General features: G+C 57.2%; 17 protein-coding genes and 1 pseudogene. 14 read left to right on the forward strand and 4 right to left on the reverse strand.

Annotation, left to right across the window (positions count from 1 at the left end; translation table 11 throughout):
* The first annotated feature begins 19 nt into the window (after positions 1-19).
* The 11 genes and pseudogenes from K7R23_RS14165 (at position 20) to K7R23_RS14215 (ending at position 16,707) form a co-directional block, all read left to right on the forward strand.
* The gene (locus K7R23_RS14165; protein WP_012906645.1) at positions 20-4,972 is read left to right on the forward strand and encodes an alpha-2-macroglobulin family protein; all 4,953 of its coding nucleotides are present in this window, start codon (positions 20-22) and stop codon (positions 4,970-4,972) included.
* A pseudogene (gene pbpC / locus K7R23_RS14170) lies at positions 4,973-7,275 on the forward strand (peptidoglycan glycosyltransferase PbpC).
* Positions 7,276-7,442: 167 nt separating this feature from the next.
* Entirely contained in the window at positions 7,443-7,874 is a 432-nt protein-coding gene (ndk, locus tag K7R23_RS14175; RefSeq protein ID WP_012906644.1) for a nucleoside-diphosphate kinase, read from the forward strand.
* A 161-nt stretch (positions 7,875-8,035) separates the two neighbouring features.
* Positions 8,036-9,202 (forward strand): dual-specificity RNA methyltransferase RlmN, encoded by a 1,167-nt coding sequence (gene rlmN / locus K7R23_RS14180; protein WP_012906643.1) that lies wholly within the window; start codon positions 8,036-8,038, stop codon positions 9,200-9,202.
* Between the two features lie 288 nt (positions 9,203-9,490).
* The gene (gene rodZ, locus K7R23_RS14185; protein WP_012906642.1) at positions 9,491-10,489 is read left to right on the forward strand and encodes a cytoskeleton protein RodZ; all 999 of its coding nucleotides are present in this window, start codon (positions 9,491-9,493) and stop codon (positions 10,487-10,489) included.
* A gap of 26 nt (positions 10,490-10,515) precedes the next feature.
* Positions 10,516-11,634: a flavodoxin-dependent (E)-4-hydroxy-3-methylbut-2-enyl-diphosphate synthase gene (ispG, locus tag K7R23_RS14190; protein ID WP_012906641.1), complete on the forward strand. Its 1,119-nt coding sequence runs from the start codon at positions 10,516-10,518 to the stop codon at positions 11,632-11,634.
* A 110-nt stretch (positions 11,635-11,744) separates the two neighbouring features.
* Entirely contained in the window at positions 11,745-13,019 is a 1,275-nt protein-coding gene (gene hisS / locus K7R23_RS14195; RefSeq protein WP_012906640.1) for a histidine--tRNA ligase, read from the forward strand.
* A gap of 13 nt (positions 13,020-13,032) precedes the next feature.
* The gene (locus K7R23_RS14200; RefSeq protein ID WP_012906639.1) at positions 13,033-13,653 is read left to right on the forward strand and encodes a YfgM family protein; all 621 of its coding nucleotides are present in this window, start codon (positions 13,033-13,035) and stop codon (positions 13,651-13,653) included.
* A 10-nt stretch (positions 13,654-13,663) separates the two neighbouring features.
* Positions 13,664-14,842, forward strand: coding sequence for an outer membrane protein assembly factor BamB (bamB, locus tag K7R23_RS14205; protein WP_012906638.1), 1,179 nt, complete (start codon positions 13,664-13,666; stop codon positions 14,840-14,842).
* Between the two features lie 118 nt (positions 14,843-14,960).
* Positions 14,961-16,433, forward strand: coding sequence for a ribosome biogenesis GTPase Der (gene der / locus K7R23_RS14210; protein WP_012906637.1), 1,473 nt, complete (start codon positions 14,961-14,963; stop codon positions 16,431-16,433).
* A 52-nt stretch (positions 16,434-16,485) separates the two neighbouring features.
* The gene (locus K7R23_RS14215; protein ID WP_012906636.1) at positions 16,486-16,707 is read left to right on the forward strand and encodes a zinc ribbon domain-containing protein; all 222 of its coding nucleotides are present in this window, start codon (positions 16,486-16,488) and stop codon (positions 16,705-16,707) included.
* Here K7R23_RS14215 and K7R23_RS14220 read toward each other — a convergent pair.
* The 3 genes from K7R23_RS14220 to xseA all read right to left on the reverse strand — a co-directional run bounded on the left by K7R23_RS14220 (position 16,704) and on the right by xseA (position 19,511).
* The gene (locus tag K7R23_RS14220; protein WP_012906635.1) at positions 16,704-17,054 is read right to left on the reverse strand and encodes a protealysin inhibitor emfourin; all 351 of its coding nucleotides are present in this window, start codon (positions 17,052-17,054) and stop codon (positions 16,704-16,706) included. The two genes, K7R23_RS14215 and K7R23_RS14220, sit on opposite strands and share 4 nt — an antisense overlap.
* The gene (locus K7R23_RS14225; RefSeq protein ID WP_012906634.1) at positions 17,055-18,074 is read right to left on the reverse strand and encodes a M4 family metallopeptidase; all 1,020 of its coding nucleotides are present in this window, start codon (positions 18,072-18,074) and stop codon (positions 17,055-17,057) included.
* A gap of 63 nt (positions 18,075-18,137) precedes the next feature.
* Entirely contained in the window at positions 18,138-19,511 is a 1,374-nt protein-coding gene (gene xseA / locus K7R23_RS14230) for an exodeoxyribonuclease VII large subunit (RefSeq protein WP_012906633.1), read from the reverse strand.
* A 160-nt stretch (positions 19,512-19,671) separates the two neighbouring features.
* Here xseA and guaB point away from each other — a divergent pair, with 160 nt between their 5' ends.
* Entirely contained in the window at positions 19,672-21,138 is a 1,467-nt protein-coding gene (gene guaB, locus K7R23_RS14235; RefSeq protein WP_012906632.1) for an IMP dehydrogenase, read from the forward strand.
* A 60-nt stretch (positions 21,139-21,198) separates the two neighbouring features.
* Positions 21,199-22,776: a glutamine-hydrolyzing GMP synthase gene (gene guaA, locus K7R23_RS14240; protein ID WP_012906631.1), complete on the forward strand. Its 1,578-nt coding sequence runs from the start codon at positions 21,199-21,201 to the stop codon at positions 22,774-22,776.
* A gap of 303 nt (positions 22,777-23,079) precedes the next feature.
* Here guaA and K7R23_RS14245 read toward each other — a convergent pair whose 3' ends face one another.
* Complete coding sequence (locus tag K7R23_RS14245; RefSeq protein WP_012906630.1) at positions 23,080-23,271, reverse strand: YfgG family protein; 192 nt, start codon at positions 23,269-23,271, stop codon at positions 23,080-23,082.
* A 350-nt stretch (positions 23,272-23,621) separates the two neighbouring features.
* On the opposite strand from K7R23_RS14245, the gene K7R23_RS14250 reads away from it, so the two are divergent.
* Positions 23,622-25,862, forward strand: coding sequence for a bifunctional diguanylate cyclase/phosphodiesterase (locus tag K7R23_RS14250; protein WP_012906629.1), 2,241 nt, complete (start codon positions 23,622-23,624; stop codon positions 25,860-25,862).
* Positions 25,863-25,864: the final 2 nt, after the last annotated feature.

Here is a 25,864-nt window from a genome sequence, read left to right on the forward strand (position 1 = left end):
TGTCGGCCAGGGATGAAAAATGAAACACATACGCGTAGCCGCCTGCATGATGCTGCTGGCGCTGGCAGGGTGCGACAATAACGATAACCCCACGGCGGCCGTGAAAAGCGATGCGCCAACAGCGCAAACCAAAACTGCATCGCCAACGACGCCCGCCGGAACCGATCCGGCGCAGCTGCAAAAGCTGGCGCAGAACAGCGCAGGCAAGCCATTAACCCTGCTGGACATTTCCGAAGTACAGCTGGACGGCGCCGCCACGCTGGTGCTGACCTTTTCCATTCCGTTAGACCCGGAACAGGACTTTGCCCGCATCGTTCACGTGGTGGACAAGAAAAGCGGCAAAGTCGATGGCGCCTGGGAGCTTTCGCCCAACCTGAAAGAACTGCGTTTACGCCATCTGGAACCTGACCGCAATCTGGTGGTTACGGTGGAGCGCGATCTCAGGGCGCTGAACAAAGCGATCTTTGAAATCAACTATGAAAAGGCCCTTACCACTCGCGACGTACATCCGAGCGTCGGTTTTGCCAGCCGCGGTTCGCTGCTGCCGGGAAATGTGGTGGAGGGTTTGCCGGTAATGGCGCTGAACGTTAACAACGTAGACGTTAACTTTTTCCGCGTGAAGCCTGAATCGCTGGCGGCTTTTGTCAGCCAGTGGGAGTACCGCAGTTCGCTGGCGAACTGGGAATCCGACAATCTGCTGAAGATGGCGGACCTGGTTTATACCGGGCGTTTCGATCTTAATCCGGCGCGAAATACCCGCGAGAAGCTCCTGCTGCCGCTGCGCGACATTAAACCGCTACAGCAGGCGGGCGTTTATGTGGCGGTCATGACCAAAGCCGGGCAGTACGAATACAGCAACGCCGCGACGCTGTTCACCTTAAGCGATATCGGCGTTTCGGCGCACCGCTATCAGAATCGCCTCGATGTCTTTACCCAAAGCCTGGAAAACGGCGCGGCGCAACAGGGTGTTGACGTCGCGCTGCTGGATGAAAAAGGGCAGACGCTGGCGCAGGCGTCCAGCGACGGCAAAGGCCATGTGCAGCTTGAAAATCACAAAAATGCGGCGCTGCTGCTGGCGCGCAAAGAGGGGCAAACCACGCTGCTGGATCTCAAACTGCCGGCGCTGGATTTAGCCGAGTTTGATATTGCCGGCGCGCCGGGCTACAGCAAGCAGTTCTTTATGTTTGGCCCGCGCTACCTGTATCGTCCGGGGGAAACGGTGATCCTCAACGGCCTGCTGCGCGACAGCGACGGCAAAGCGCTGCCCGATCAACCCGTTAAGCTGGAGGTGGTGAAACCGGACGGCCAGGTGATCCGCACTGCGGTCAGCCAGCCGGAAAACGGTTTATACCGCTTTAACTATCCGCTGGACAGCGGCGCGCCGACCGGCATGTGGCATATTCGCGCCAATACCGGCGATAACCAGACCCGGATGTGGGATTTCCACGTCGAAGACTTTATGCCGGAGCGGATGGCGCTGAATCTCAGCGGACAAAAAACGCCGCTGACGCCTTCTGAGGAGGTGAATTTCTCGGTAACCGGCTATTACCTGTACGGCGCGCCGGCCAATGGCAACGCCTTACAGGGCCAGCTGTTCCTGCGTCCGCTACGCGAAGCGGTGCCTGCGCTGCCGGGCTTCCAGTTTGGCGATATCGCCGAAGAGAACCTTTCACGCACCCTCGATGAAGTGCAGCTTACGCTTGACGAACAGGGACGCGGCGAAGTCAGCTTTGACAGCCGGTGGCGGGAAGTCCATTCGCCGCTCCAGGTGGTCTTACAGGCCAGTCTGCTGGAGTCCGGCGGACGTCCGGTGACCCGCCGGGCGGAGCAGGCGATCTGGCCTGCGGATACTCTGCCGGGCATCCGACCGCAGTTCGCCGCCAGGGCGGTCTATGACTACCGTACCGACACCACCGTCAACCAGCCGATTGTCGATGAGGACAGCAACGCCACGTTTGACATTGTTTATACCGATGCCCAGGGGGCAAAAAAAGCGGTGTCGGGTTTGCAGGTGCGGCTGATTCGCGAACGTCGCGACTACTACTGGGACTGGCTGGAAAATGAAGGCTGGCAGTCGCGTTTTGATCAAAAAGATCTGGTTGAAGGCGAGCAGACGTTGGATCTGCAGGCGGAAGAAACCGGTAAAGTAACCTTCCCGGTGGAATGGGGCGCTTACCGTCTGGAGGTGAAAGCGCCGAACGATGCCGTCAGCAGCGTCCGCTTCTGGGCGGGGTACAGCTGGCAGGATAACAGCGACGGCGGCGGCGCGGTGCGTCCGGATCGCGTGACGCTGAAGCTGGATAAACCCGCCTACCGTCCGGGAGACACCATTAAGCTGCACATTGCCGCACCGGCTGCGGGTAAGGGCTATGCGATGGTGGAATCCAGCGATGGTCCGCTGTGGTGGCAGGAAATCGACGTTCCGGCGCAGGGGCTGGATCTGTCAATTCCGGTCGATAAATCGTGGAATCGTCACGATCTGTACCTGAGTACGCTGGTGGTGCGTCCTGGCGATAAATCGCGCTCGGCGACGCCGAAACGCGCCGTGGGCCTCCTGCATCTGCCGACAGGCGACGAAAACCGTCGTCTGGAGCTGGCGCTGGAAAGTCCGGCGAAAATGCGTCCGAACCAGCCGCTAACCGTGAAGATTAAGGCTAGCCGCAAAAATGGCGCGCTGCCAAAACAGGTCAACGTGCTGGTTTCCGCGGTGGACAGCGGCGTGTTGAATATAACCGACTACCTCACCCCGGATCCGTGGCAGGCGTTCTTTGGTCAGAAACGCTATGGCGCGGATATTTATGATATTTATGGTCAGGTCATCGAGGGGCAGGGCCGTCTGGCGGCGCTCCGCTTCGGGGGTGACGGCGATGAGCTGAAACGCGGCGGCAAACCGCCGGTCAACCACGTCAATATCGTCGCGCAGCAGGCGCAGCCGGTTACGCTCAACGAGCAGGGCGAAGGCACGGTGACGCTGCCGATTGGCGATTTTAATGGCGAACTGCGGGTGATGGCGCAGGCGTGGACGGCGGAAGATTTTGGCAGCAATGAAAGTAAAACCATCGTTGCCGCGCCGGTTATTGCTGAGCTGAATATGCCACGCTTTATGGCCAGCGGCGACACCTCGCGTCTGGTGCTGGACGTCACTAATCTCACCGACCAGCCGCAGTCGCTGAAGGTCGACCTGCGCGCCAGCGGGCTTATCGAACTGATTGGCGAGCAGCCTGCGCCGCTCAACCTTGCGCCGGGCGTGCGCACCACGCTGTTTATTCCCGTGCGGGCGAACGAGGGCTTTGGCGACGGCGAACTGCAGGCCATTCTCAGCGGGCTGTCGTTGCCGGACGAAGCGCCCGGCGAGCTGCACAAACAGTGGAAGATTGGCGTGCGTCCGGCATTCCCGGCGCAAACCGTGAATAGCGGCATTATGCTGCAGCCGGGTGAAAGCTGGTCAGCCCCCAGCGATGCGCTGGTTAATTTCTCACCGGCGACCACTCAGGGCCAACTGCTGTTCAGCGGTAAACCGCCGCTGAATCTGGCGCGCTATATACGCGAACTGAAGGCCTACCCGTACGGCTGCCTTGAGCAAACCACCAGCGGTCTGTTCCCGTCGCTGTACACTAATGCCGCGCAGCTTAAAGCGCTGGGCATCGCCGGCGATAGCGACGAAAAACGTCGCGCGGCGATAGAAACGGGGATCTCGCGTTTGTTGCAGATGCAGCGCGACAACGGCGGCTTTGCGCTGTGGGATAAAAACGGAGCGGAAGAATACTGGCTGACCGCCTACGCGATGGACTTCCTTGTCCGCGCCAGCGAACAGGGCTACAGCGTTCCGGCGGAAGGTATCAACCAGGGCAATGCGCGTCTGCTGCGCTATTTGCAGGATCCGGCCATGATGTCGATTCGCTACGCCGAAGATGCGCAGGCGAGCCGGTTTGCCGTCCAGGCCTACGCCGCGCTGGTGCTGGCGCGTCAGCAGAAAGCGCCGCTCGGCGCGCTGCGGGAAATCTGGGAGCGGCGCGATCGGGCGGCGTCCGGTTTACCGCTGCTCCAGCTGGGGATTGCCCTGAAAAATATGGGCGATGCGACGCGCAGTGACGAAGCGATTACGCTGGCGCTGAATACGCCGCGTGACGATAAAGGTCAGTGGATGGCCGATTACGGCAGTCCGCTTCGCGATAATGCGCTGATGCTGGCGCTGCTGGAAGAGAACAAACTGAAGCCGGAAGCGCAGAACAGCCTGCTGAATACTCTTTCAGAACAGGCGTTTGGTCAGCGCTGGCTGTCAACGCAGGAAAACAATGCGCTGTTCCTCGCCGCCCGCACGTTGCAGACGTTGCCGGGGAGCTGGCAGGCGCAGACGACGCTTGACGCCCTGCCGTTAACGGGGAATAAAGCGCAAACCCGCAATCTGGACGCCGATCAGCTTGCCGCGCTGCAGGTGACCAACAGCGGCAGCCAGCCGATGTGGCTGCGTCTTGACGTCAGCGGCTATCCGCAGAGCGCGCCTGCTCCGGCCAGCAATGTGCTGAGCATTGAGCGCCATATTCTGGGTACGGACGGGCAGAGTAAGTCGCTGGAATCGCTGCGCAGCGGCGATCTGGTGCTGGTCTGGCTGGAGGTCAAAGCCAGCCAGAACGTGCCGGATGCGCTGGTGGTGGATCTGCTTCCCGCCGGACTGGAGCTTGAGAACCAGAATCTGGCTAACGGCAGCGCCAGTTTGCAGGAGAGCGGCAGTGAAGTGCAGAACCTGCTTAATCAGATGCAGCAGGCGGATATTCAGCATATCGAGTTTCGTGACGACCGCTTTGTCGCCGCCGTTGCGGTGAATGCAGGACAACCCGTGACGCTGGTCTATCTGGCGCGCGCGGTGACGCCTGGCGCCTATCAGGTGCCGATGCCGCTGGTGGAGTCGATGTATGTGCCGCAATGGCGGGCTACCGGCGCGGCGGAAGATTTACTGATCGTTAAGCCGTAAATGGTTCGCTTGCGCGCCAAAAGCGGCGGCTGGCTCTGGCTGGCTGCCGCGTTTGTTGTCACTGTTCTGGCGGTTCTGGCGGCTGACAAAATCTGGCCGCTGCCGTTGCGGGAAGTGGAGCCTGCGCGCGTGGTAGTGGCCCATGACGGCACGCCGTTATGGCGCTTCGCCGATGCCGAGGGGATCTGGCGCTATCCGGTGACCATTGAGGAGGTCTCTCCACGCTATCTTGAAGCGCTCATCCACTATGAAGACCGCTGGTTCTGGAAACATCCGGGCGTAAATCCGTTTTCAGTGCTACGCGCGGCCTGGCAGGATCTGACTGCCGGACGCGTTATCTCCGGCGGCAGTACGCTCACCATGCAGGTGGCGCGCCTGCTCGATCCGCATCCCCGCACTTTCGGCGGTAAGTTTCGTCAGCTGTGGCGCGCCTTTCAACTGGAGTGGCATCTCTCCAAACGTCAGATCCTGACGCTGTATCTCAACCGCGCGCCGTTTGGCGGCACCTTACAGGGCATTGGCGCGGCGAGCTGGGCCTATCTTGGTAAACCGCCTGCGCGGTTAAGTTACTCTGAAGCGGCTTTACTGGCGGTGTTGCCGCAGGCGCCGAGCCGTCTGCGCCCCGATCGCTGGCCGGAACGCGCGCAGGCCGCGCGGAACAAGGTGCTGGAACGGATGGCGACGCAGGGCGTATGGTCGCAAAAGCAGGTCAGGGAGTCGCGCGAAGAACCGATCTGGCTGGCGCCCCGACAAATGCCGCAGCTGGCGCCGCTGTTTTCGCGCATGATGCTGAATAAAAGCAAAAGCGACAAAATCGTCACCACGCTTGATGCCGGGCTGCAACGCCAGCTTGAAGAACTGGCGGATAACTGGAAGGGCAGGCTGCCGGCGCGCAGTTCGCTGGCGATGATCGTCATCGATCATACGGATATGAGCGTGCGCGGCTGGGTGGGGTCGGCGGACCTGAACGACGATGCGCGCTTCGGGCATGTGGATATGGTCAGCGCGATCCGATCGCCCGGATCGGTGCTGAAACCGTTTGTTTATGGCCTTGCGCTGGATGACGGATTGATTCATCCCGCCTCTTTATTACAGGACGTGCCGCGGAGAACCGGCGATTACCGGCCAGGTAATTTTGACAGCGGTTTTCATGGGCCGATCAGCATGAGCGAAGCGCTGATCAGATCGCTGAATTTGCCGGCGGTTCAGGTGCTGGAAGCTTACGGGCCAAAACGCTTTGCGGCGAAACTGCGCAATGCCGGTCTGCCGCTGTACCTGCCTACAGGCGCGGCGCCCAATCTGTCGCTGATACTGGGCGGCGCAGGGGCGCGGCTTGAAGATATGGCGGCGGCCTACAGCGCGTTCGCCCGTCACGGCAGGGCCGGGAAACTGCGCCTGCAGCCGGGCGATCCGCTCGTGGAGCGTCCTCTGTTCTCTGCGGGCGCGGCGTGGATTGTCCGGCGAATCATGGCGGACGAAGCGCAGCCGTTGCCGGACAGCGCGTTGCGCCGCTGGCGTGGAAAACCGGCACCAGCTATGGCTATCGCGATGCCTGGGCTATCGGCCTGAATGGTCGTTACGTTATCGGAATCTGGACGGGCAGGCCTGACGGTACGCCGGTCGCCGGTCAGTTTGGTTTTGCCAGCGCCATTCCGCTGCTCAACCAGGTGAATAATCTGCTGCTGGCCCGTGGCGCATCGCTGGTGGCGGATCCGCGGCCGCCATCGGTGACGCGCGGCACCATCTGCTGGCCGGGAGGCCAGGCGCTTCCCGCCGGGGATGCTAACTGTCGCCGCCGACTGGCAAGCTGGCTGCTGGAGGGCGCAGAGCCGCCGACGTTGCTGCTGCCGGAGCAGGAGGGAATTAACGGCATACGCTTCCCGGTCTGGCTGGATGCGGCGGGAAATCGCGTCGCCGCCGACTGTCCGCAGGCGCGGGAGCAGACGTTGATCGTCTGGCCGCTGCCGCTGGAGCCGTGGCTGCCTCTCCAGGAACGACGCGGCGCGCGACTTCCTGCGGCTTCGGCGAGCTGTCCGCCGCTGGGGCAGGATGCGCTCCTTCCGCTACAGCTTTCCGGCATTCGCGACGGCGCTATCGTTAAGCGACTGCCGGGAAGCGCTGGCGCGAGCTTATCGATTCACAGTACGGGCGGGGCGGGAGCGCGCTGGTGGTTTCTTAATGGCGAACCGCTGGCGGAGCGTGGGGACAATATTACCCTGCGGCTGGAGGAAAAAAGAGCTTATCAACTGTTAGTGATGGATGAAGCGGGGCAGATTGCGACGGTGAATTTTAGCTTACTGTAAGCCGGACAGGGCGTTTTCAGTGCTCTTCGGCCTCCAGCTTATGGGCATTGTTGCTAATACTCATCTTATTTTAAAAAAATGTTACCTTTATCCATAGGCAATAGTCTGCTTGCTCTTTATAATCCGCGCCAGGTAAACAACAACAGAACACTAATCAGAGGTTAATAATGGCTATTGAACGTACTTTTTCCATCATCAAGCCAAACGCGGTGGCAAAAAACGTTATTGGTAATATCTTTGCGCGCTTTGAAGCAGCAGGGTTCAAAATTGTCGGCACCAAAATGCTGCACCTGACCGTTGAGCAGGCGCGCGGTTTTTATGCCGAGCACGATGGCAAGCCGTTCTTTGATGGTCTGGTTGAGTTTATGACCTCCGGCCCGATCGTCGTTTCCGTACTGGAAAGCGAAAACGCGGTACAGCGTCATCGCGATCTGCTGGGCGCCACCAATCCGGCCAATGCGCTGGCAGGTACGCTGCGTGCTGACTACGCGGACAGCTTTACTGAAAACGGCACCCACGGCTCCGATTCGCTGGAGTCGGCGAAACGTGAAATCGCCTTCTTCTTTGGCGAAGGCGAAGTGTGCGCTCGCACACGTTAATTCTTCCGGGGATAATTTTTCTCTAAATGCCGCGTGCAAACGTGGCATCCTTGCGCCAGACTTTGTACAATGCAACGCCCCGGACGAGCCACTGCTTACCGGGGCGTTTCTTTTCAACCTCCCATGGGCCATAACGTGTAACAACGAGGCCGGAAAAAATTATGTCTGAATTAGTTAACACCTCCGAAATCGTCACCCCTGCGGTTCCCAATAAAAATGGAAAAATCAACCTGTTGGATCTGAACCGTCAGCAGATGCGCGAATTCTTTAAAGAGATGGGCGAGAAGCCGTTTCGTGCCGATCAGGTGATGAAATGGATGTATCACTATTGCAGCGACAACTTTGATGAGATGACCGACATCAACAAAGTGCTGCGTAACAAGCTCAAAGAGGTGGCGGAGATCCGCGCGCCCGAAGTGGTTGAAGAGCAGCGCTCCTCCGATGGCACCATCAAATGGGCGATTGCCGTTGGCGATCAGCGCGTGGAAACGGTGTACATCCCGGAGGACGATCGCGCCACGCTGTGCGTCTCTTCACAGGTTGGCTGTGCGCTGGAGTGCAAGTTCTGTTCAACCGCCCAGCAGGGGTTTAACCGCAACCTGCGCGTCTCCGAGATTATCGGCCAGGTATGGCGCGCGGCGAAAATTGTCGGCGCGGCGAAAGTCACCGGCCAGCGTCCGATCACCAACGTGGTGATGATGGGGATGGGCGAACCACTGCTCAACCTGACCAACGTCGTGCCGGCGATGGAAATCATGCTTGACGACTTCGGTTTCGGCCTGTCAAAACGTCGCGTTACCCTGTCGACTTCCGGCGTGGTGCCGGCGCTGGATAAATTGGGCGATATGATCGACGTCGCGCTGGCTATCTCGCTGCATGCGCCGAATGACGAAATTCGTGACGAAATTGTCCCTATCAACAAGAAGTACAATATCGAAACCTTTCTCGCTGCGGTTCGCCGCTATCTGGAGAAATCCAACGCCAACCAGGGGCGCGTCACCATTGAATATGTCATGCTCGACCACGTTAATGACGGGACCGAACATGCGCATCAGCTGGCGGAGCTGCTGAAAGATACGCCATGCAAGATCAACCTGATCCCGTGGAACCCGTTCCCGGGCGCGCCTTACGGACGTAGCTCCAACAGCCGTATCGATCGTTTCTCGAAGGTGCTGATGAGCTATGGTTTTACCACCATTGTGCGTAAAACCCGCGGCGACGACATTGATGCCGCCTGCGGACAGCTGGCTGGCGACGTCATTGACCGCACCAAACGTACCCTGCGCAAACGCATGCAGGGTGAGGCTATCGAGGTTAAAGCTATCTGACTGGCAATGCGCCACTGCCCTTTTTTTGTGCAGTGGCGCAAGGTAATTCGAATGAGGGCGTTTCTTGTACTCCTGCGGTCAATAATAACGGTGCGTTTTTGTCGACTTTGAGGCAGTATGTACGACGCAACAAGCGTTTAGCCCTTGGGCCTGCGCTGTTTTTGTTAAGCGTAACCTGACAGGTTTATACTGTCTGACTAAGGTTAACTGACCAGATGTTTCGCGGTGTGGGTGAGCATTGTGACTCGCCGGCGCCAGAACCCAAATTTTCACCAGCAGCTGTAGCGAATGAATACTGAAGCCACTCACGACCAACATGAAGCACAATCCACCGGCGTTCGTCTGCGCAATGCCCGTGAACAACTCGGACTCAGCCAGCAGGCTGTCGCTGAGCGACTTTGCCTGAAGGTGTCTACCGTACGTGATATCGAAGAAGATAAGGCGCCAGCCGATCTCGCTTCAACCTTCCTGCGCGGTTACATCCGCTCTTATGCGCGTTTGGTGCATATCCCTGAAGAAGAATTGCTGCCGGGCCTGGAAAAGCAGGCGCCTGTCCGTGCCGCGAAGGTGGCGCCGATGCAGAGCTTCTCTTTAGGCAAACGCCGTAAAAAGCGCGATGGCTGGTTAATGACCTTTACCTGGCTGGTGCTGTTTGTGGTTGTCGGGCTGACGGGCGCCTGGTGGTGGCAAAACCATAAGGCCCAGCAGGAGGAGATCACCACGATGGCCGATCAAACCTCCGCCGAACTGAACGCGAACGGCGGCAATGGGCAGAGCGTCCCGCTGGATACCAGCGCCGCGGCAAGCCAGGATAATACGCCAGCCTCTACCGGTCCGGCTGAAACGGCGCAGACGCCAGCACCGACGCCGACAGCACCTGCGGCCAGCGCGCAACAGAATGCGGTCGTTCCGCCTTCACAGGCTAACGTTGATACCGCGACGACAGCCCCGGCTACGCCAGCTCCTGCCGATGGCGCTACCGCGCTGCCAACCGACCCGGCCGGCACCACGACGCCTGCCGCCGATCCCAATGCGCTGGTGATGAACTTCACCGCCGACTGCTGGCTGGAAGTGACTGATGCGACCGGCAAAAAATTATTCAGCGGCATGCAGCGCAAAGATGGCAATTTAAACCTAACCGGCCAGGCGCCTTATAAGCTTAAAATTGGCGCTCCGGCCGCGGTGCAGATCCAGTATCAAGGAAAACCTGTCGATCTGAGCCGTTTTATCAGAACTAACCAGGTTGCGCGTCTGACCCTGAATGCCGAACAATCACCGGCGCAGTGACAGACGAGTAACGCGGGAGATTTTTCATGCATAACCAGGCTCCAATTCAACGTAGAAAATCAAAGCGTATTTACGTTGGGAATGTGCCGATTGGCGATGGCGCTCCCATCGCCGTACAGTCGATGACCAATACGCGGACGACGGACGTGGAAGCGACGGTCAATCAGATTAAAGCGCTGGAACGCGTCGGCGCTGATATCGTTCGCGTCTCCGTCCCCACGATGGATGCCGCAGAAGCGTTCAAACTGATCAAGCAACAGGTTTCTGTGCCGCTGGTGGCCGACATTCACTTCGACTACCGTATTGCGCTGAAAGTGGCGGAATACGGCGTCGACTGCCTGCGTATCAACCCCGGCAACATTGGTAATGAAGAGCGTATCCGCATGGTGGTGGATTGCGCGCGCGACAAAAATATCCCTATCCGTATCGGCGTAAACGCCGGGTCGCTGGAAAAAGATCTGCAGGAAAAATATGGCGAACCGACGCCGCAGGCGCTGCTGGAGTCAGCGATGCGCCATGTGGATCACCTCGATCGCCTGAATTTCGACCAGTTCAAGGTCAGCGTGAAAGCCTCCGACGTCTTTCTTGCCGTTGAGTCTTATCGCCTGCTGGCGCGCCAGATTGAACAACCGCTGCATCTGGGGATTACCGAAGCCGGCGGCGCGCGCAGCGGCGCGGTGAAATCGGCGATTGGCCTCGGACTGCTGCTGTCCGAAGGGATTGGCGATACCCTGCGCGTCTCGCTGGCCGCCGATCCGGTGGAAGAGATCAAGGTCGGTTTTGATATTCTCAAATCCCTGCGCATTCGCTCGCGCGGCATCAACTTTATCGCCTGTCCGACCTGTTCACGCCAGGAGTTTGATGTGATCGGCACGGTGAACGCGCTGGAGCAGCGGCTGGAAGATATTATTACGCCAATGGATGTGTCGATCATCGGCTGCGTGGTTAACGGTCCGGGCGAAGCGCTGGTTTCCACCCTGGGCGTAACCGGCGGCAATAAGAAAAGTGGTCTGTATGAAGATGGCGTGCGGAAGGATCGTCTGGATAATAGCGATATGATTAACCAGCTTGAAGCCCGCATTCGCGCCAAAGCGACCATCCTCGATGAAGCGCAGCGCATTAACGTGCAGCAGGTTGAAAAATAATAACGTGATGGGAAGCGCTTAGCTTCCCGTGTATGATTGAACCCGCATGGCTCCCGTCTCGTTCGGGGAAGCGCTGAGGGTTCATTTTTATATTCAGAAAGAGAATAAACGTGGCAAAAAACATTCAAGCCATTCGCGGCATGAACGATTACCTGCCTGGCGAAACCGCCATCTGGCAGCGCATTGAAGGCACACTCAAAAACGTGCTCGGCAGCTACGGTTACAGTGAGATCCGCTTGCCGATTGTAGAGCAGACCCCGTTATTCAAACGCGCGATTGGTGAAGTCACTGACGTCGTTGAAAAAGAGATGTACACCTTTGAGGACCGCAACGGCGACAGCCTGACCCTGCGTCCTGAAGGAACGGCAGGCTGTGTACGCGCCGGCATCGAGCATGGTCTTCTGTACAATCAGGAACAACGTCTGTGGTACATCGGGCCGATGTTCCGCCACGAGCGTCCGCAGAAAGGGCGCTACCGCCAGTTCCATCAGCTGGGCGCTGAAGCCTTTGGTCTGCAGGGGCCGGATATCGATGCCGAGCTGATCATGCTCACCGCCCGCTGGTGGCGTGCGCTGGGGATTGCGGAGCATGTCAGTCTGGAACTGAACTCCATCGGTTCGCAGGAGGCGCGGGCTAACTATCGCGATGCGCTGGTGGCCTTCCTTGAGCAGCACGTCGACAAGCTGGACGAAGACTGCAAGCGCCGTATGTACAGCAACCCGCTGCGCGTGCTGGACTCCAAGAATCCGCAGGTGCAGGCGCTGCTCAACGATGCGCCGCAGCTTGGCGACTACCTTGATGATGACTCCCGCGAACACTTTGCCGGTCTGTGCAGGCTGCTGGAAGCCGCAGGCATTGCCTATACCGTTAATCAGCGGCTGGTTCGCGGCCTGGACTATTACAACCGTACCGTGTTTGAATGGGTCACCAGCAGCCTGGGTTCCCAGGGAACCGTCTGCGCCGGGGGCCGCTATGACGGCCTGGTGGAGCAGCTCGGCGGTCGCCCAACGCCGGCGGTAGGTTTCGCGATGGGCCTTGAGCGCCTCGTTTTACTGGTTCAGGCAGTTAATCCGGAATTTACTGCCGATCCTGTTGTCGATATATACCTGGTGGCTTCAGGCGCGGATACGCAGTCTGCGGCGATGACGCTGGCGGAGCGTCTGCGTGATGAACTTCCGGGCGTGAAGCTGATGACCAACCACGGCGGCGGTAACTTTAAGAAACAGTTTGCCCGTGCTGATAAGTGGGGCGCCCGCATTGCGCTGGTGCTTGGCGAGTCCGAAGTGGCTGCCGGTACGGTGGTAGTGAAAGATTTGCGCTCCGGTGAGCAAACTGCGGTTGCCCAGGATAGCGTTGCAACGCATTTGCGCACGTTAATGGCTTAAGGAGAAGGACAGCGTGGAAATGTACGAGAACGAAAACGACCAGGTTGAGGCGATTAAACGCTTCTTTGCTGAGAACGGCAAAGCCCTGGCCGTTGGGGTGATTTTAGGGGTTGGCGCGCTGATTGGCTGGCGCTACTGGACCAGCCATCAGACAGAGTCCGCACGCTCTGCTTCTCTGTCATACCAGAACGTCGTCAGTTCGCTCAATGCGGGCAAAGCTGAAAATCTGACGACGGCGGAAAAATTTGCCGCAGAGAATAAAAACACCTACGGCGCGCTGGCGTCGATGGAGCTGGCGCAGCAGTTTGTCGAGCGCAGTCAGCTTGATAAAGCCGTCGCTCAGCTTCAGCAAGGGCTGGCCGCCACCAGTGATGAGAACCTGAAGGCGGTGATTTCACTGCGTCTGGCTCGCGTCCAGGTGCAGCTTAAGCAGGCGGATACCGCGCTGAAAACCCTTGATACCATCAAGGGGGAAGGATGGGCAGCCATTGTTGCCGATCTGCGTGGCGAAGCGTTGCTGAGCAAAGGCGACAAGCAAGGTGCGCGTAGTGCATGGGAAGCGGGCGTTAACAGCAAAGCCTCCCCGGCGCTGAGCGAAATGTTGCAGATGAAAATCAATAATTTGTCCATCTGAGAGGGACCCGATGCAATTGCGTAAATTACTTCTGCCAGGACTGCTTTCCGTTACCCTGTTGAGCGGCTGTTCACTGTTTAGCGGCGAAGAAGACGTTGTTAAAATGTCCCCCTTACCGGTGGTTGAAAATCAGTTTACCCCGTCTACTGCCTGGAGCGCTTCTGTAGGCAATGGTATCGGTGATTTCTATTCCAACCTGCATCCTGCGCTGGCGGATAACGTGGTTTATGCCGCCGATCGCGCGGGCGTGGTGAAAGCGTTGAATGCCGATGACGGCAAAGAGATCTGGTCGGTTAATCTGAACGAGAAAGATGGCTGGTTCTCCCGCACGCCTGCGCTGTTGTCCGGTGGCGTCACCGTTGCCGGCGGTCATGTTTACCTCGGCAGTGAAAAAGCGCAGGTGTATGCGCTGAACGCCGCGGATGGCACCGTTGCATGGCAAACCAAAGTGGCGGGCGAAGCGCTGTCGCGTCCGGTGGTCAGCGATGGCCTGGTGCTGGTTCACACCAGCAACGGTCAGCTACAGGCGCTGAACGAAGCGGATGGCGCGATTAAGTGGACCGTCAACCTGGACATGCCTTCCCTGTCACTGCGCGGTGAATCCGCGCCGGCGACGGCTTTCGGCGCTGCGATTGTCGGCGGCGATAATGGCCGCGTGAGCGCCGTGCTGATGCAGCAGGGGCAGATGATTTGGCAGCAGCGTATTTCTCAGGCCACCGGCTCGACGGAAATCGACCGCCTGAGCGATGTGGATACCACTCCGGTTATCGTTAACGGCGTCGTTTACGCGCTGGCGTATAATGGTAACCTGACGGCGCTGGATCTGCGCAGCGGCCAGATTATGTGGAAGCGTGAACTGGGTTCAGTGAACGACTTTATCGTGGAAGGCGATCGCATTTATCTGGTGGATCAGAATGATCGCATTCTGGCGCTGACCACTGACGGCGGCGTGACGCTGTGGACGCAAAGCGATCTGCTGCACCGTCTGCTGACCTCTCCGGTGCTGTATAACGGCAACCTGGTCGTTGGCGACAGCGAAGGCTACCTGCACTGGATTAACGTTGACGATGGCCGCTTTGTGGCCCAGCAGGAGCTTGACGGCTCCGGCTTCCAGACCGAACCGGTCTCTGCCGATGGTAAACTGCTGATCCAGGCAAAAGACGGGACCGTGTACTCGATTACGCGTTAATCGTCCCGGTCGTACGCTTTAAAAAACGGCTCCTGGCGCAGGGGCCGTTTTCCTGTTTTTAACAGCGGCGCAAAAATCGCGTTCGCTGTCTGATGATTTATAAAATGAGGCTTTAAACATGGTACCTGTGGTCGCGCTTGTCGGGCGCCCTAACGTCGGAAAATCCACGTTATTTAACCGTCTAACCCGTACCCGGGATGCGCTGGTTGCGGATTTCCCGGGTCTGACTCGTGACCGTAAGTACGGTCGTGCGGAAGTTGAAGGCCGCGAGTTTATCTGTATTGATACCGGCGGCATTGACGGCACCGAAGAAGGGGTGGAAACCCGGATGGCGGAACAGTCGCTGCTGGCGATTGAAGAAGCGGACGTGGTGCTGTTTATGGTGGATGCGCGCGCGGGCCTGATGCCGGCGGATGAAGCGATTGCCCGGCATTTACGCTCCCGTGAGAAACCGACCTTCCTCGTTGCCAACAAAACTGACGGACTCGATCCGGATCAGGCGGTTGTTGACTTCTATTCCTTGGGTCTGGGGGAAATTCACCCGATTGCCGCCTCGCATGGCCGCGGCGTTCTCAGCCTGCTGGAACATGTGCTGCTGCCGTGGATGGACGATGTCGCGCCGCAGGAAGAGGTGGACGAAGACGCTGAATACTGGGCGCAGTTTGAGGCCGACGAGAACGGCGAAGAAGAGCCGGAAGATGACTTCAATCCGCAGGATTTGCCGATTAAGCTGGCGATAGTCGGTCGCCCGAACGTGGGTAAGTCTACGCTCACTAATCGTATTCTCGGCGAAGATCGCGTGGTGGTTTATGACATGCCCGGCACCACCCGCGACAGCATCTACATCCCGATGGAGCGCGATGAGCGTGAGTATGTGCTGATTGATACCGCAGGCGTGCGTAAGCGCGGCAAGATCACCGATGCGGTAGAGAAATTTTCGGTTATCAAGACGCTGCAGGCGATTGAAGACGCTAATGTCGTGCTGCTGGTGATTGACGCCCGCGAAGGGATTTCCGACCAGGATCTGTCGCTGCTGGGCTTCATTCTCAATAGTGGGCGCTCACTTGTGATTGTTGTGAACAAGTGGGACGGACTGAGCCAGGAAGTGAAGGAGCAGGTAAAAGAGACGCTGGACTTCCGTCTGGGCTTCATCGATTTTGCGCGCGTTCACTTTATTTCCGCCCTGCACGGCAGCGGCGTCGGCAACCTGTTTGAATCCGTACGTGAAGCCTATGACAGCTCCACCCGCCGCGTCAGCACCGCAATGCTGACCCGCATCATGACGATGGCGGTGGAAGATCACCAGCCGCCGCTGGTGCGCGGACGCCGCGTGAAGCTGAAATATGCCCACGCCGGTGGCTATAATCCGCCGATTGTGGTGATCCACGGTAACCAGGTTAAAGACCTGCCGGATTCCTACAAGCGTTATCTGATGAACTACTTCCGTAAGTCGCTGGAGGTAATGGGGACGCCGATCCGCATCCAGTTCAAGGAAGGGGAAAACCCGTACGCCAACAAGCGCAATACGCTGACCCCAACGCAGATGCGCAAGCGCAAGCGTTTGATTAAACATATTAAAAAAAGTAAGTAATCACCAAAGCCCTCTCTGTTGAGAGGGCGCATATCCAGATACGGAGACTGCTATGGAACTCACCTGTCCGGAGTGTCAAAATTCGCTGGAACGCAACGGCGACATCGCGCACTGCCCCGCGTGTAATGCCGACTATGCGCTTGAGGCGCGATGCCCGGACTGTCAACAGCCGTTACAGGTCCTGAAAGCCTGCGGCGCGGTGGACTATTTCTGCCAGCAGGGGCACGGACTGATCTCGAAAAAACGCGTTGAGTTTGTTCTCACGCGCAATTAATCGCAGACGCAGCCTTCCCCTTTTTGCCAGAGTTCAATAAGCGAAGGCGGCGCATCGTTTTCCGGCACCAGCACGATAATATCGGCATAACCCGCCTGATTATGCTGCGTCCAGACGATCTGAACGCGAAAGTAGCGCTGATCGCCACGGCCCGGCGAATCTTTCTGGCCTAGCGGTGTGCCGACGGAGAGGCTTTGGCGGAGAATATCCGCGACGCGCTGGCGTTGGGCTTCAGAGAGCCTTGCCAGCGCGATCCTGCGCTGTCTGCTCAGGCTTGGGATATACGCGACGCCGCCTTCCCGCGCCACTTCCACCACCGTATCATCGGTGAATTCAGGCATGTCCATTCACATCACTCCTGTGGCTTTCCACGCCTCTTCAATCGCCTGCGCCGCTTCCCTGCCGCTGCGTTTTTCAGCGTGATGAATCGTTAAGCGCGCGAAATCAATGAAGTCGGCGTCCTGCGCCAGCTGCCGGTCGCAGACGGTGTCATACCAGGCATAGCCCGCTTTTTCCCACGCGTAACCGCCCAGCGCCGTTGCCGCCAGATAGAACGCCCGGTTAGGAATGCCGGAATTGAGGTGAACGCCGCCGTTATCTTCCCGGGTTTTGATAAAATCGCGCATGTGCGCTGGCTGGGGATCTTTACCGAGCAGCGGATCGTCATAGGCGGTGCCCGGAGCCGACATGGAGCGCAATCCCTGGCCGTTGATACCTTCCGCCAGCAGCCCTTCGCCGATCAGCCAGTCGGCCTGGTCGGCAGTTTGTCCCAGATGGTATTGCTTCACCAGCGCACCAAACACATCCGAAACTGATTCATTCAGCGCTCCGGCCTGCTCAAAGTAGATCAGCCCGGCCTCCGATTCGGTGATCCCATGCGCCAGCTCATGGGCCACGACGTCAATGGCAATCGTAAAACGGTTAAAAATTTCGCCATCACCGTCCCCGAACACCATCTGCTGACCGTTCCAGAAGGCATTCTGATATTCGCGTCCGTAATGTACCGTGCCGGTGAGAATGAGTCCTTTATTGTCTAAAGAGTCGCGCTGCCAGTTTTTCCAGAAGAACTCATGCGTTATGCCGAGATAGTCATAGGCTTCATCTACCGCCACATCGCCACTGGAAGGGTGGCCTTCATAGCGCACCTGCTTACCGGGTAGCTCCTGGGTCTGTTGTGCATCATAGATATCGCGCTCAAGCTGCCCGCTTTTATTGACATGCGGCGCTGCGGGCTTGCCCGGCATATGCGCCATCAGCGTTTGCACATGGCTTAAGGTTTGCCGGGCGCACTGCTGCTGAGGTGCGGATCCCGTCTCGATAATGCGTCGCAGGATATAGGGGGGAATAACACTGTAACCGTGGGTCATGCTGCTCTCCTTAATTCTGGCAAGGCCAAATAAAAAAGCAATAACAGCAGTATAGTGTGAAAATTAGCCGCTTTTACGCTGACGGGATTTTTTCGCTGCTTTGACGGCGGTGACTTCACTTTCCACCCAGCCATCCGCCAGCCGTGTGGTCATCACATCGCCCGCTTTTACCTGGTTGACTTTTTTCAGTATCTTGCCATCGGTGGCGGTGGATACACTGTAGCCACGCGCCAGCGTGGAGAGCGGGCTGACCGCTTCGAGGTGCGTCACCGCGTTGCCGAAACGTTCGCGCGTTGCGCTCAGGCGCGCGCGGATGTTTTCCGCCAGACGGTATTCCAGCTGCTGGATCCGGCTCTGCGCCCGATGAATACGCGGCTGGGGATGATGGTGGTTCAGTCGTTGCAACAGACGGAGCTGGCGCTGGTTGGTGCGCTTAAGCTGGCTGTCTATGGCGACATTCAGCCGCTGGCGCAGCCGATCCAGCGCCGTCTGCTGCCGCGCCAGGCGCAGCTGCGGATGCTGCTGTTGCAGACGGTGATGCAGCTGCGTAAAGCGACGATGGCGGCTGGCGAGGAAATAATCCATCGCCATCCCGAGGCGCTGCTGGACGGACTGAATTTGTCGTAACAGTTCCTGCTGGTTGCGGCTGACCATTTCGGCGGCGGCGGAAGGGGTCGGGGCGCGCAGATCGCCGACGAAATCGGCAATCGTAACGTCCGTTTCATGCCCGACGGCGCTGACCACCGGAATGCGGCTGGCAAAAATAGCCCGCGCCACCCGCTCGTCGTTAAAGCTCCACAGATCTTCCAGCGAGCCGCCGCCGCGCCCGACGATCAGTACGTCGCACTCACTGCGCCGGTTCGCCAGTTCGATGGCGCGCACGATTTGCCCCGGCGCGTCGTCGCCCTGAACGGCGGTCGGATAAATTATCACCGGCAGTGACGGATCGCGCCGTTTGAGCACCTGCAGGATATCATGCAGCGCAGCGCCGGTTTTCGAGGTGATCACGCCAACGCAGTGCGCGGGGGAGGGGAGCGGCTGCTTGTGCTGCTGGTCGAACAACCCTTCCGCCTGAAGTTTAGCTTTGAGCTGTTCATATTTCTGCTGGAGCAGACCTTCACCCGCCGGCTGCATACTCTCTACGATAATCTGGTAATCGCCGCGCGGTTCGTAGAGCGTAATACTGGCGCGTACCAGCACCTGCTGTCCGTGCTGCGGACGGAAGGTCACCCGGCGGTTGCTGTTGCGAAACATTGCGCAGCGCACCTGGGCGGCGTCATCTTTCAGGGTAAAATACCAGTGGCCGGAGGCAGGCTGCGAAAAATTAGAGATCTCGCCGCTGATCCAGACCTGACCCATCTCCTGTTCTAACAGCAGACGAACCGTCTGATTGAGGCGGCTTACGGTAAAAATGGTGGAGTTCGGCGAGGATAACATGTGAGCGGGATCAAATTCTAAATCAGCAGGTTATTCAGTCGATAGTAACCCGCTTACCGGGGATCGCAAGGTTTTTTTGCAAAAAAGTGTGGATGCAATCGGTTACGCTCTGTATAATGCCACGGCAATATTTATCCACCCCCAGGTCAGAGATATTGCCATGCTACGTATCGCTAAAGAAGCTTTGACGTTTGACGACGTCCTCCTCGTTCCCGCTCACTCCACCGTTCTGCCGAATACTGCCGATCTCAGCACGCAGTTGACGAAAACCATTCGCCTGAACATTCCGATGCTCTCCGCAGCGATGGATACCGTGACTGAAGCGCGCCTTGCAATTGCTCTGGCACAGGAAGGCGGCATCGGTTTTATCCATAAAAACATGTCCATCGAGCGCCAGGCGGAAGAAGTTATGCGCGTGAAGAAACATGAATCTGGCGTGGTGACCGACCCGCAGACCGTTCTGCCGACCACCACTCTGCGCGAAGTAAAAGAACTGACCGAGCGCAACGGTTTTGCAGGCTATCCGGTTGTCACTGCCGACAACGAACTGGTGGGGATTATCACCGGTCGTGACGTGCGTTTCGTGACCGATCTGAGCCAGCCGGTAAGCGTCTACATGACGCCGAAAGAGCGTCTGGTAACCGTCCGCGAAGGCGAATCCCGCGAAGTCGTGCTGGCGAAAATGCATGAAAAACGTGTCGAAAAGGCACTGGTTGTCGACGACAACTTCCATCTGATCGGTATGATCACCGTGAAAGATTTCCAGAAAGCAGAACGTAAACCGAACGCCTGTAAAGATGAGAAGGGGCGTCTGCGCGTGGGCGCGGCGGTTGGCGCGGGCGCGGGCAACGAAGAACGCGTTGACGCGCTGGTGGCGGCAGGCGTCGACGTGCTGCTGATCGACTCCTCGCACGGTCACTCCGAAGGCGTTCTGCAACGTATTCGTGAAACCCGGGCAAAATATCCGGATCTGCAAATCATCGGCGGCAACGTGGCGACCGGCGCGGGCGCTCGCGCGCTGGCTGAAGCGGGTTGCAGCGCGGTGAAAGTGGGCATCGGTCCTGGCTCCATCTGCACCACCCGTATCGTCACCGGCGTCGGCGTTCCGCAGATCACCGCCGTTTCCGACGCGGTTGAAGCGCTGGAAGGCACCGGCATTCCGGTTATCGCCGATGGCGGCATCCGTTTCTCTGGCGACATCGCAAAAGCGATCGCCGCAGGCGCCAGCGCGGTGATGGTCGGCTCAATGCTGGCCGGTACGGAAGAATCTCCGGGTGAAATCGAACTTTATCAGGGCCGTTCTTACAAATCCTACCGCGGTATGGGTTCGCTGGGCGCGATGTCGAAAGGTTCATCCGACCGCTACTTCCAGAGCGATAACGCCGCTGACAAGCTGGTGCCGGAAGGTATCGAGGGCCGCGTCGCTTATAAAGGCCGCCTGAAAGAGATCATTCACCAGCAGATGGGCGGCCTGCGCTCCTGTATGGGGCTGACCGGCTGTGGTACTATCGACGCGCTGCGTACGCAGGCGGAATTCGTTCGTATCAGCGGAGCGGGGATTCAGGAAAGCCACGTTCATGACGTCACCATCACCAAAGAGTCCCCGAACTACCGTCTGGGCTCCTGATTCGTTTACGCGCCCTGACGGGCGCTTTTTTTGGTTTCATTTGCCTCGGAATTAGCGTCAATGACAGACAATATCCACAAGCATCGCATTCTCATCCTTGATTTCGGATCGCAGTACACTCAACTGGTCGCACGTCGCGTGCGTGAACTGGGAGTGTATTGCGAGCTGTGGGCATGGGATGTGACTGAAGCACAGATTCGTGAATTTAATCCCAGCGGTATTATTCTTTCCGGCGGACCGGAAAGCACCACCGAGGAAAATAGCCCGCGCGCGCCGCAGTACGTTTTTGAGGCTGGCGTACCGGTCTTCGGCGTCTGCTACGGTATGCAGACCATGGCTATGCAGCTTGGCGGCCATGTTGAAGGTTCCAGCGAGCGTGAGTTCGGCTACGCGCAGGTGGAAGTCGTGAACGACAGCGCGCTGGTTCGCGGCATTGAAGACTCCCTGACCGCCGACGGCAAACCGCTGCTCGACGTCTGGATGAGCCACGGTGACAAAGTGACGGCTATTCCGTCAGACTTCGTTACCGTCGCCAGCACTGAAAGCTGCCCGTTCGCCATTATGGCCAACGAAGAAAAACGCTTCTACGGCGTACAGTTCCACCCGGAAGTGACCCACACCCGTCAGGGGATGCGTATGCTGGAGCGCTTCGTGCGCGACATCTGCCAGTGTGAAGCGCTGTGGACCCCGGCTAAAATCATTGACGACGCCGTTGAGCGTATTCGCCAGCAGGTCGGTGATGACAAAGTGATCCTCGGTCTTTCCGGCGGCGTTGACTCTTCCGTTACCGCGATGCTGCTGCACCGCGCCATCGGTAAAAACCTGACCTGCGTTTTCGTTGATAATGGTCTGCTGCGCCTCAACGAAGCCCAGCAGGTAATGGATATGTTTGGCGACCATTTTGGCCTGAACATCGTTCACGTTCCGGCTGAAGAACGCTTCCTGGCGGCGCTAAAAGGTGAGAACGATCCGGAAGCGAAGCGTAAGATCATCGGTCGCGTCTTTGTGGAAGTGTTCGACGAAGAAGCGCTGAAGCTGGAAGACGTTAAATGGCTGGCGCAGGGCACTATTTATCCGGACGTTATCGAGTCTGCCGCCTCCGCTACCGGTAAAGCGCACGTCATCAAATCTCACCATAACGTCGGCGGCCTGCCGAAAGAGATGAAGATGGGGCTGGTTGAGCCGCTGAAAGAGCTGTTCAAAGACGAAGTGCGTAAGATTGGCCTTGAGCTGGGTCTGCCGTACGACATGCTCTACCGTCACCCGTTCCCGGGGCCGGGACTGGGCGTTCGCGTACTGGGCGAAGTGAAGAAAGAGTATTGCGACCTGCTGCGTCGTGCCGACGCTATCTTTATTGAAGAACTGCATAAAGCGGATCTCTACAATAAGGTCAGCCAGGCGTTTACCGTCTTCTTGCCGGTTCGCTCCGTTGGCGTGATGGGCGACGGTCGTAAATACGACTGGGTTGTCTCCCTGCGCGCCGTGGAAACCATCGACTTTATGACCGCCCACTGGGCGCATCTGCCGTATGATTTCCTGGGCCGTGTCTCTAACCGCATCATTAACGAAGTCAACGGTATCTCCCGGGTGGTGTATGACATCAGCGGTAAGCCGCCAGCGACCATTGAGTGGGAGTAAGCAGTTACTCTCCTGCTGTTCGAGATAAGGCAAAATAGTATCAGCCCCCTGTTTTTACAGGGGTTTTTTCTTTATGACCATGATGAACTGTCAGGGAGCGGCTAACGGCAGGAGATATTTATCGCTGGTATTGAAACAGGCTATTTCCAGTCAATGCTGCAAAAATCTTAGCTGTTCTCTGGTGAAACTACAGGTAATGCCGCTAAAGCTGTCGGGCAGACCGTCAGGCTATCGCCGGCTTGGTAGCGTAATCATAAAGCCAAACGTTCAGCACGGGCCTGAAAGCGAAAGGCATTCGAAGCATTAACGTTGTGCAGGTGTTTCGACAGAGAGGCTGGACTGCTGAGCGTCTTTTTTATCCTGATGGTGGTGCCAGGCACCGATAGAAGAGTAGACGAAGCGTCCAAAGAAGAAGATAAAGCTGATAAGCAATACGATACGGGTCATGCGACTGTTAAATCGATGTCGTTTTCGCATACTGGTTGCCTGACTCACAAAAGGTTCCTTAGAAGAAGCCCATGCGGGCGACAGGCTCATTAAGGCACACTGCGCCACAATGGTCAATTCTTGATTATGTAAAAAAGCGTCAATCGTACTATGAAGCATTGTTATGGAAGTTAATTTCCTTATTTACATTAATAATAACTTAATGATAACGGAAGGAAATAAAGGTGGTTTTTGATTAGTAGGGGAGGAATTATTTGATGTGTGTCAAAATTTGCTTTCCACTGGCAACTAAAATCGGTGCTACATGCTGGATGAATTTTTCATCATATTTCTAGAGTCAGGTGGGATGCCTGTCTGATAAAACCCTGCCGGGATTATAGGGTTTCTGCTGAGCACCTATGAGACTGAATAAAAAATATATCGCGTTCAGAGATAAGTGGTGGGGACTTCCTCTGATTTTACCCCCGCTCATGCTGCCGATAGTGAGCCAACTTAATACTTATGCCCATGTCGCTTCCGGAGATGTGGCGCTGATCTATCTCTCATTAGCGTTAATGATGAGTATGATGGTCTTTTTCAGCTGGGCGGCCCTTCCCGGCATCGTGCTGGCGATATTCATTCGCAAATATCCACAGATTGGTCTGGCGGAAACCCTGCCCGCCATTGCCCATTTCCTGTTTGCTATCGTGCTCAGTTGGGGGGGCTATCGCGTTTTTAATCCCCGGCGCAACGCTGTCTCGCACGGGGTACCACGGCTGGTTTTTCAGCGCATTTTCTGGCAGGTATTCTGTTCCGCCACCCTGTTTCTGCTGCTGTTTCAGTTTGCCGCTTTTGTCGGGATGTATGAAAGCAGACTGAGTCTGATGGGCGGAAGCCCTTTTAATATCAACGCATTAATTAACTACCAGGGGATACTGGTGGGGAATTTAATTGGCGTGCCGATCTTTTATTTCATCCTGCGCGTTATTCGTAACCCTTTTCATTTGCGTGGTTATTATTCGCAGCTGAAATTACAGTTTGATCGCAAAGTGACAAAAACCGAAGTGGTTATTTGGCTGCTGGTGCTTACCGTCTTAATGACCTTGTTATGCATGCCGCTGAATGTCAACAGCTCCATCTTTAGTACAAATTATACATTATCTTTATTACTGCCGGTGATGTTATGGGGGGCGATGCGCTATGGTTATCGCTTTATTTCGCTGGTCTGGACGCCGGTTCTGATTATTGCGATTTGCCATTATCAGAGCTACACCCCTTATTATGCCGGTTACGACGTGCAGCTGGCGATTACCTCCTCAAGCTTTCTGGTTTTTTCCTTTATTGTCAATTACATTGCGGTGTTGGCAACGCGTCAGCGAACCGTAAATGGCCGCGCCCGGCGTCTTGCTTTTCTTGACCCTGTGGTCCATCTTCCGAATCTGCGCGCCCTGAATCGTGATCTGAGAAGCGCGCCCTGGTCAGCGCTGTGCTTCCTGCATGTTCCTGAACTGGAAATTCTGGTAAAGCATTACGGCATAATGTTGCGCATCCAGTACAAGCAGCAGCTCTCGCACTGGATAACCGAAAAGCTCGGGCCGGGAGAGAGCGTTTACCAGATGTCCGGTCCCGATCTGCTGCTGCGCTTAAATACAGAGTCGCACCAGCAGCGTATTGAAGCCCTCGACGAGTATATTAAGCAGTTTCGTTTTATCTGGGACGGCATGTCCTTCCAGCCGCAGGTTGGGGTCAGCTACTGCTATGTTCGTTCGCCGGTCAGCCATATCTCTCTGCTGCTGGGCGAAATGAGCACCATCGCTGAACTGTCCGTTATGACCAATTCGCCGGAGAATCTGGAGCGTCGCGGCGCGATGAACCTGCAGCGCAATCTGAAAGACAAAGTGAAGATGATGAATCATCTGCAACACGCGCTGGAGCACGATCTTTTTTGCCTGGTGGCCCAGCCCATCCAGGGGATCCGGGGCGACATCTTCCATGAGGTCCTGCTGCGTTTGCAGGACGAGGAAGGAGAGGTGATCCAGCCTGAGGTCTTTTTACCCGTCGCGCATGAATTTGGCTTAGCCTCGCGCATCGATCTGTGGGTAATTGAACATACGCTGCGTTTTATGGCGGAACATCGCGCCGCGATGCCGGCCCGCCGCTTCGCGCTGAATCTGTCGGCGCCGTCGATATGTCGGGCTAATTTTTCTCGCGAAGTCAGTAAGCTACTGAGCAAATACCAGATTGAAGCATGGCAGCTGATCTTCGAGGTTACGGAGAGCTATGCGCTGTTAAATGCCGAACAGGCACAGGCGACGCTTAGAGATTTACAGCAGTTGGGCTGTCGCATCGCAATTGATGATTTCGGTACTGGCTACGCCAGTTATGCAAGGCTGAAGGATATTAATGCTGACATCCTGAAGATTGATGGCAGCTTTATCCGCAATATGATTTCGAATAGCCTCGACTACCAGATCGTCGCTTCTATTTGCCATCTGGCGCGAATGAAAAAAATGCAGGTGGTGGCTGAATTTGTCGAAAGCGAGGAGATCCGCAGCGCGGTCGCCTCGCTGGGCATTGACTATATGCAGGGATTCCTGATCGGCGAACCTCAGTCGTTAATGGAGACGCTGGACACTCCGGCGCCTGTTACCCGCGCCTGAGC

It is taken from the genome of Citrobacter rodentium NBRC 105723 = DSM 16636 (genome assembly GCF_021278985.1).
Lineage (GTDB): Bacteria > Pseudomonadota > Gammaproteobacteria > Enterobacterales > Enterobacteriaceae > Citrobacter_A > Citrobacter_A rodentium.

What these genes read in the sequence shown, in the direction of transcription:
- ndk (WP_012906644.1), top strand. Translation starts at nt 7,443, where the DNA reads ATGGCTATTGAACGTACTTTTTCCATCATCAAGCCAAACGCGGTGGCA.
- K7R23_RS14250 (WP_012906629.1), top strand. Translation starts at nt 23,622, where the DNA reads ATGAGACTGAATAAAAAATATATCGCGTTCAGAGATAAGTGGTGGGGA.
- bamB (WP_012906638.1), top strand. Translation starts at nt 13,664, where the DNA reads ATGCAATTGCGTAAATTACTTCTGCCAGGACTGCTTTCCGTTACCCTG.
- der (WP_012906637.1), top strand. Translation starts at nt 14,961, where the DNA reads ATGGTACCTGTGGTCGCGCTTGTCGGGCGCCCTAACGTCGGAAAATCC.
- K7R23_RS14225 (WP_012906634.1), bottom strand. Translation starts at nt 18,074, where the DNA reads ATGACCCACGGTTACAGTGTTATTCCCCCCTATATCCTGCGACGCATT.
- rodZ (WP_012906642.1), top strand. Translation starts at nt 9,491, where the DNA reads ATGAATACTGAAGCCACTCACGACCAACATGAAGCACAATCCACCGGC.
- xseA (WP_012906633.1), bottom strand. Translation starts at nt 19,511, where the DNA reads ATGTTATCCTCGCCGAACTCCACCATTTTTACCGTAAGCCGCCTCAAT.
- ispG (WP_012906641.1), top strand. Translation starts at nt 10,516, where the DNA reads ATGCATAACCAGGCTCCAATTCAACGTAGAAAATCAAAGCGTATTTAC.
- K7R23_RS14220 (WP_012906635.1), bottom strand. Translation starts at nt 17,054, where the DNA reads ATGGACATGCCTGAATTCACCGATGATACGGTGGTGGAAGTGGCGCGG.
- rlmN (WP_012906643.1), top strand. Translation starts at nt 8,036, where the DNA reads ATGTCTGAATTAGTTAACACCTCCGAAATCGTCACCCCTGCGGTTCCC.
- K7R23_RS14165 (WP_012906645.1), top strand. Translation starts at nt 20, where the DNA reads ATGAAACACATACGCGTAGCCGCCTGCATGATGCTGCTGGCGCTGGCA.
- guaA (WP_012906631.1), top strand. Translation starts at nt 21,199, where the DNA reads ATGACAGACAATATCCACAAGCATCGCATTCTCATCCTTGATTTCGGA.
- guaB (WP_012906632.1), top strand. Translation starts at nt 19,672, where the DNA reads ATGCTACGTATCGCTAAAGAAGCTTTGACGTTTGACGACGTCCTCCTC.
- K7R23_RS14215 (WP_012906636.1), top strand. Translation starts at nt 16,486, where the DNA reads ATGGAACTCACCTGTCCGGAGTGTCAAAATTCGCTGGAACGCAACGGC.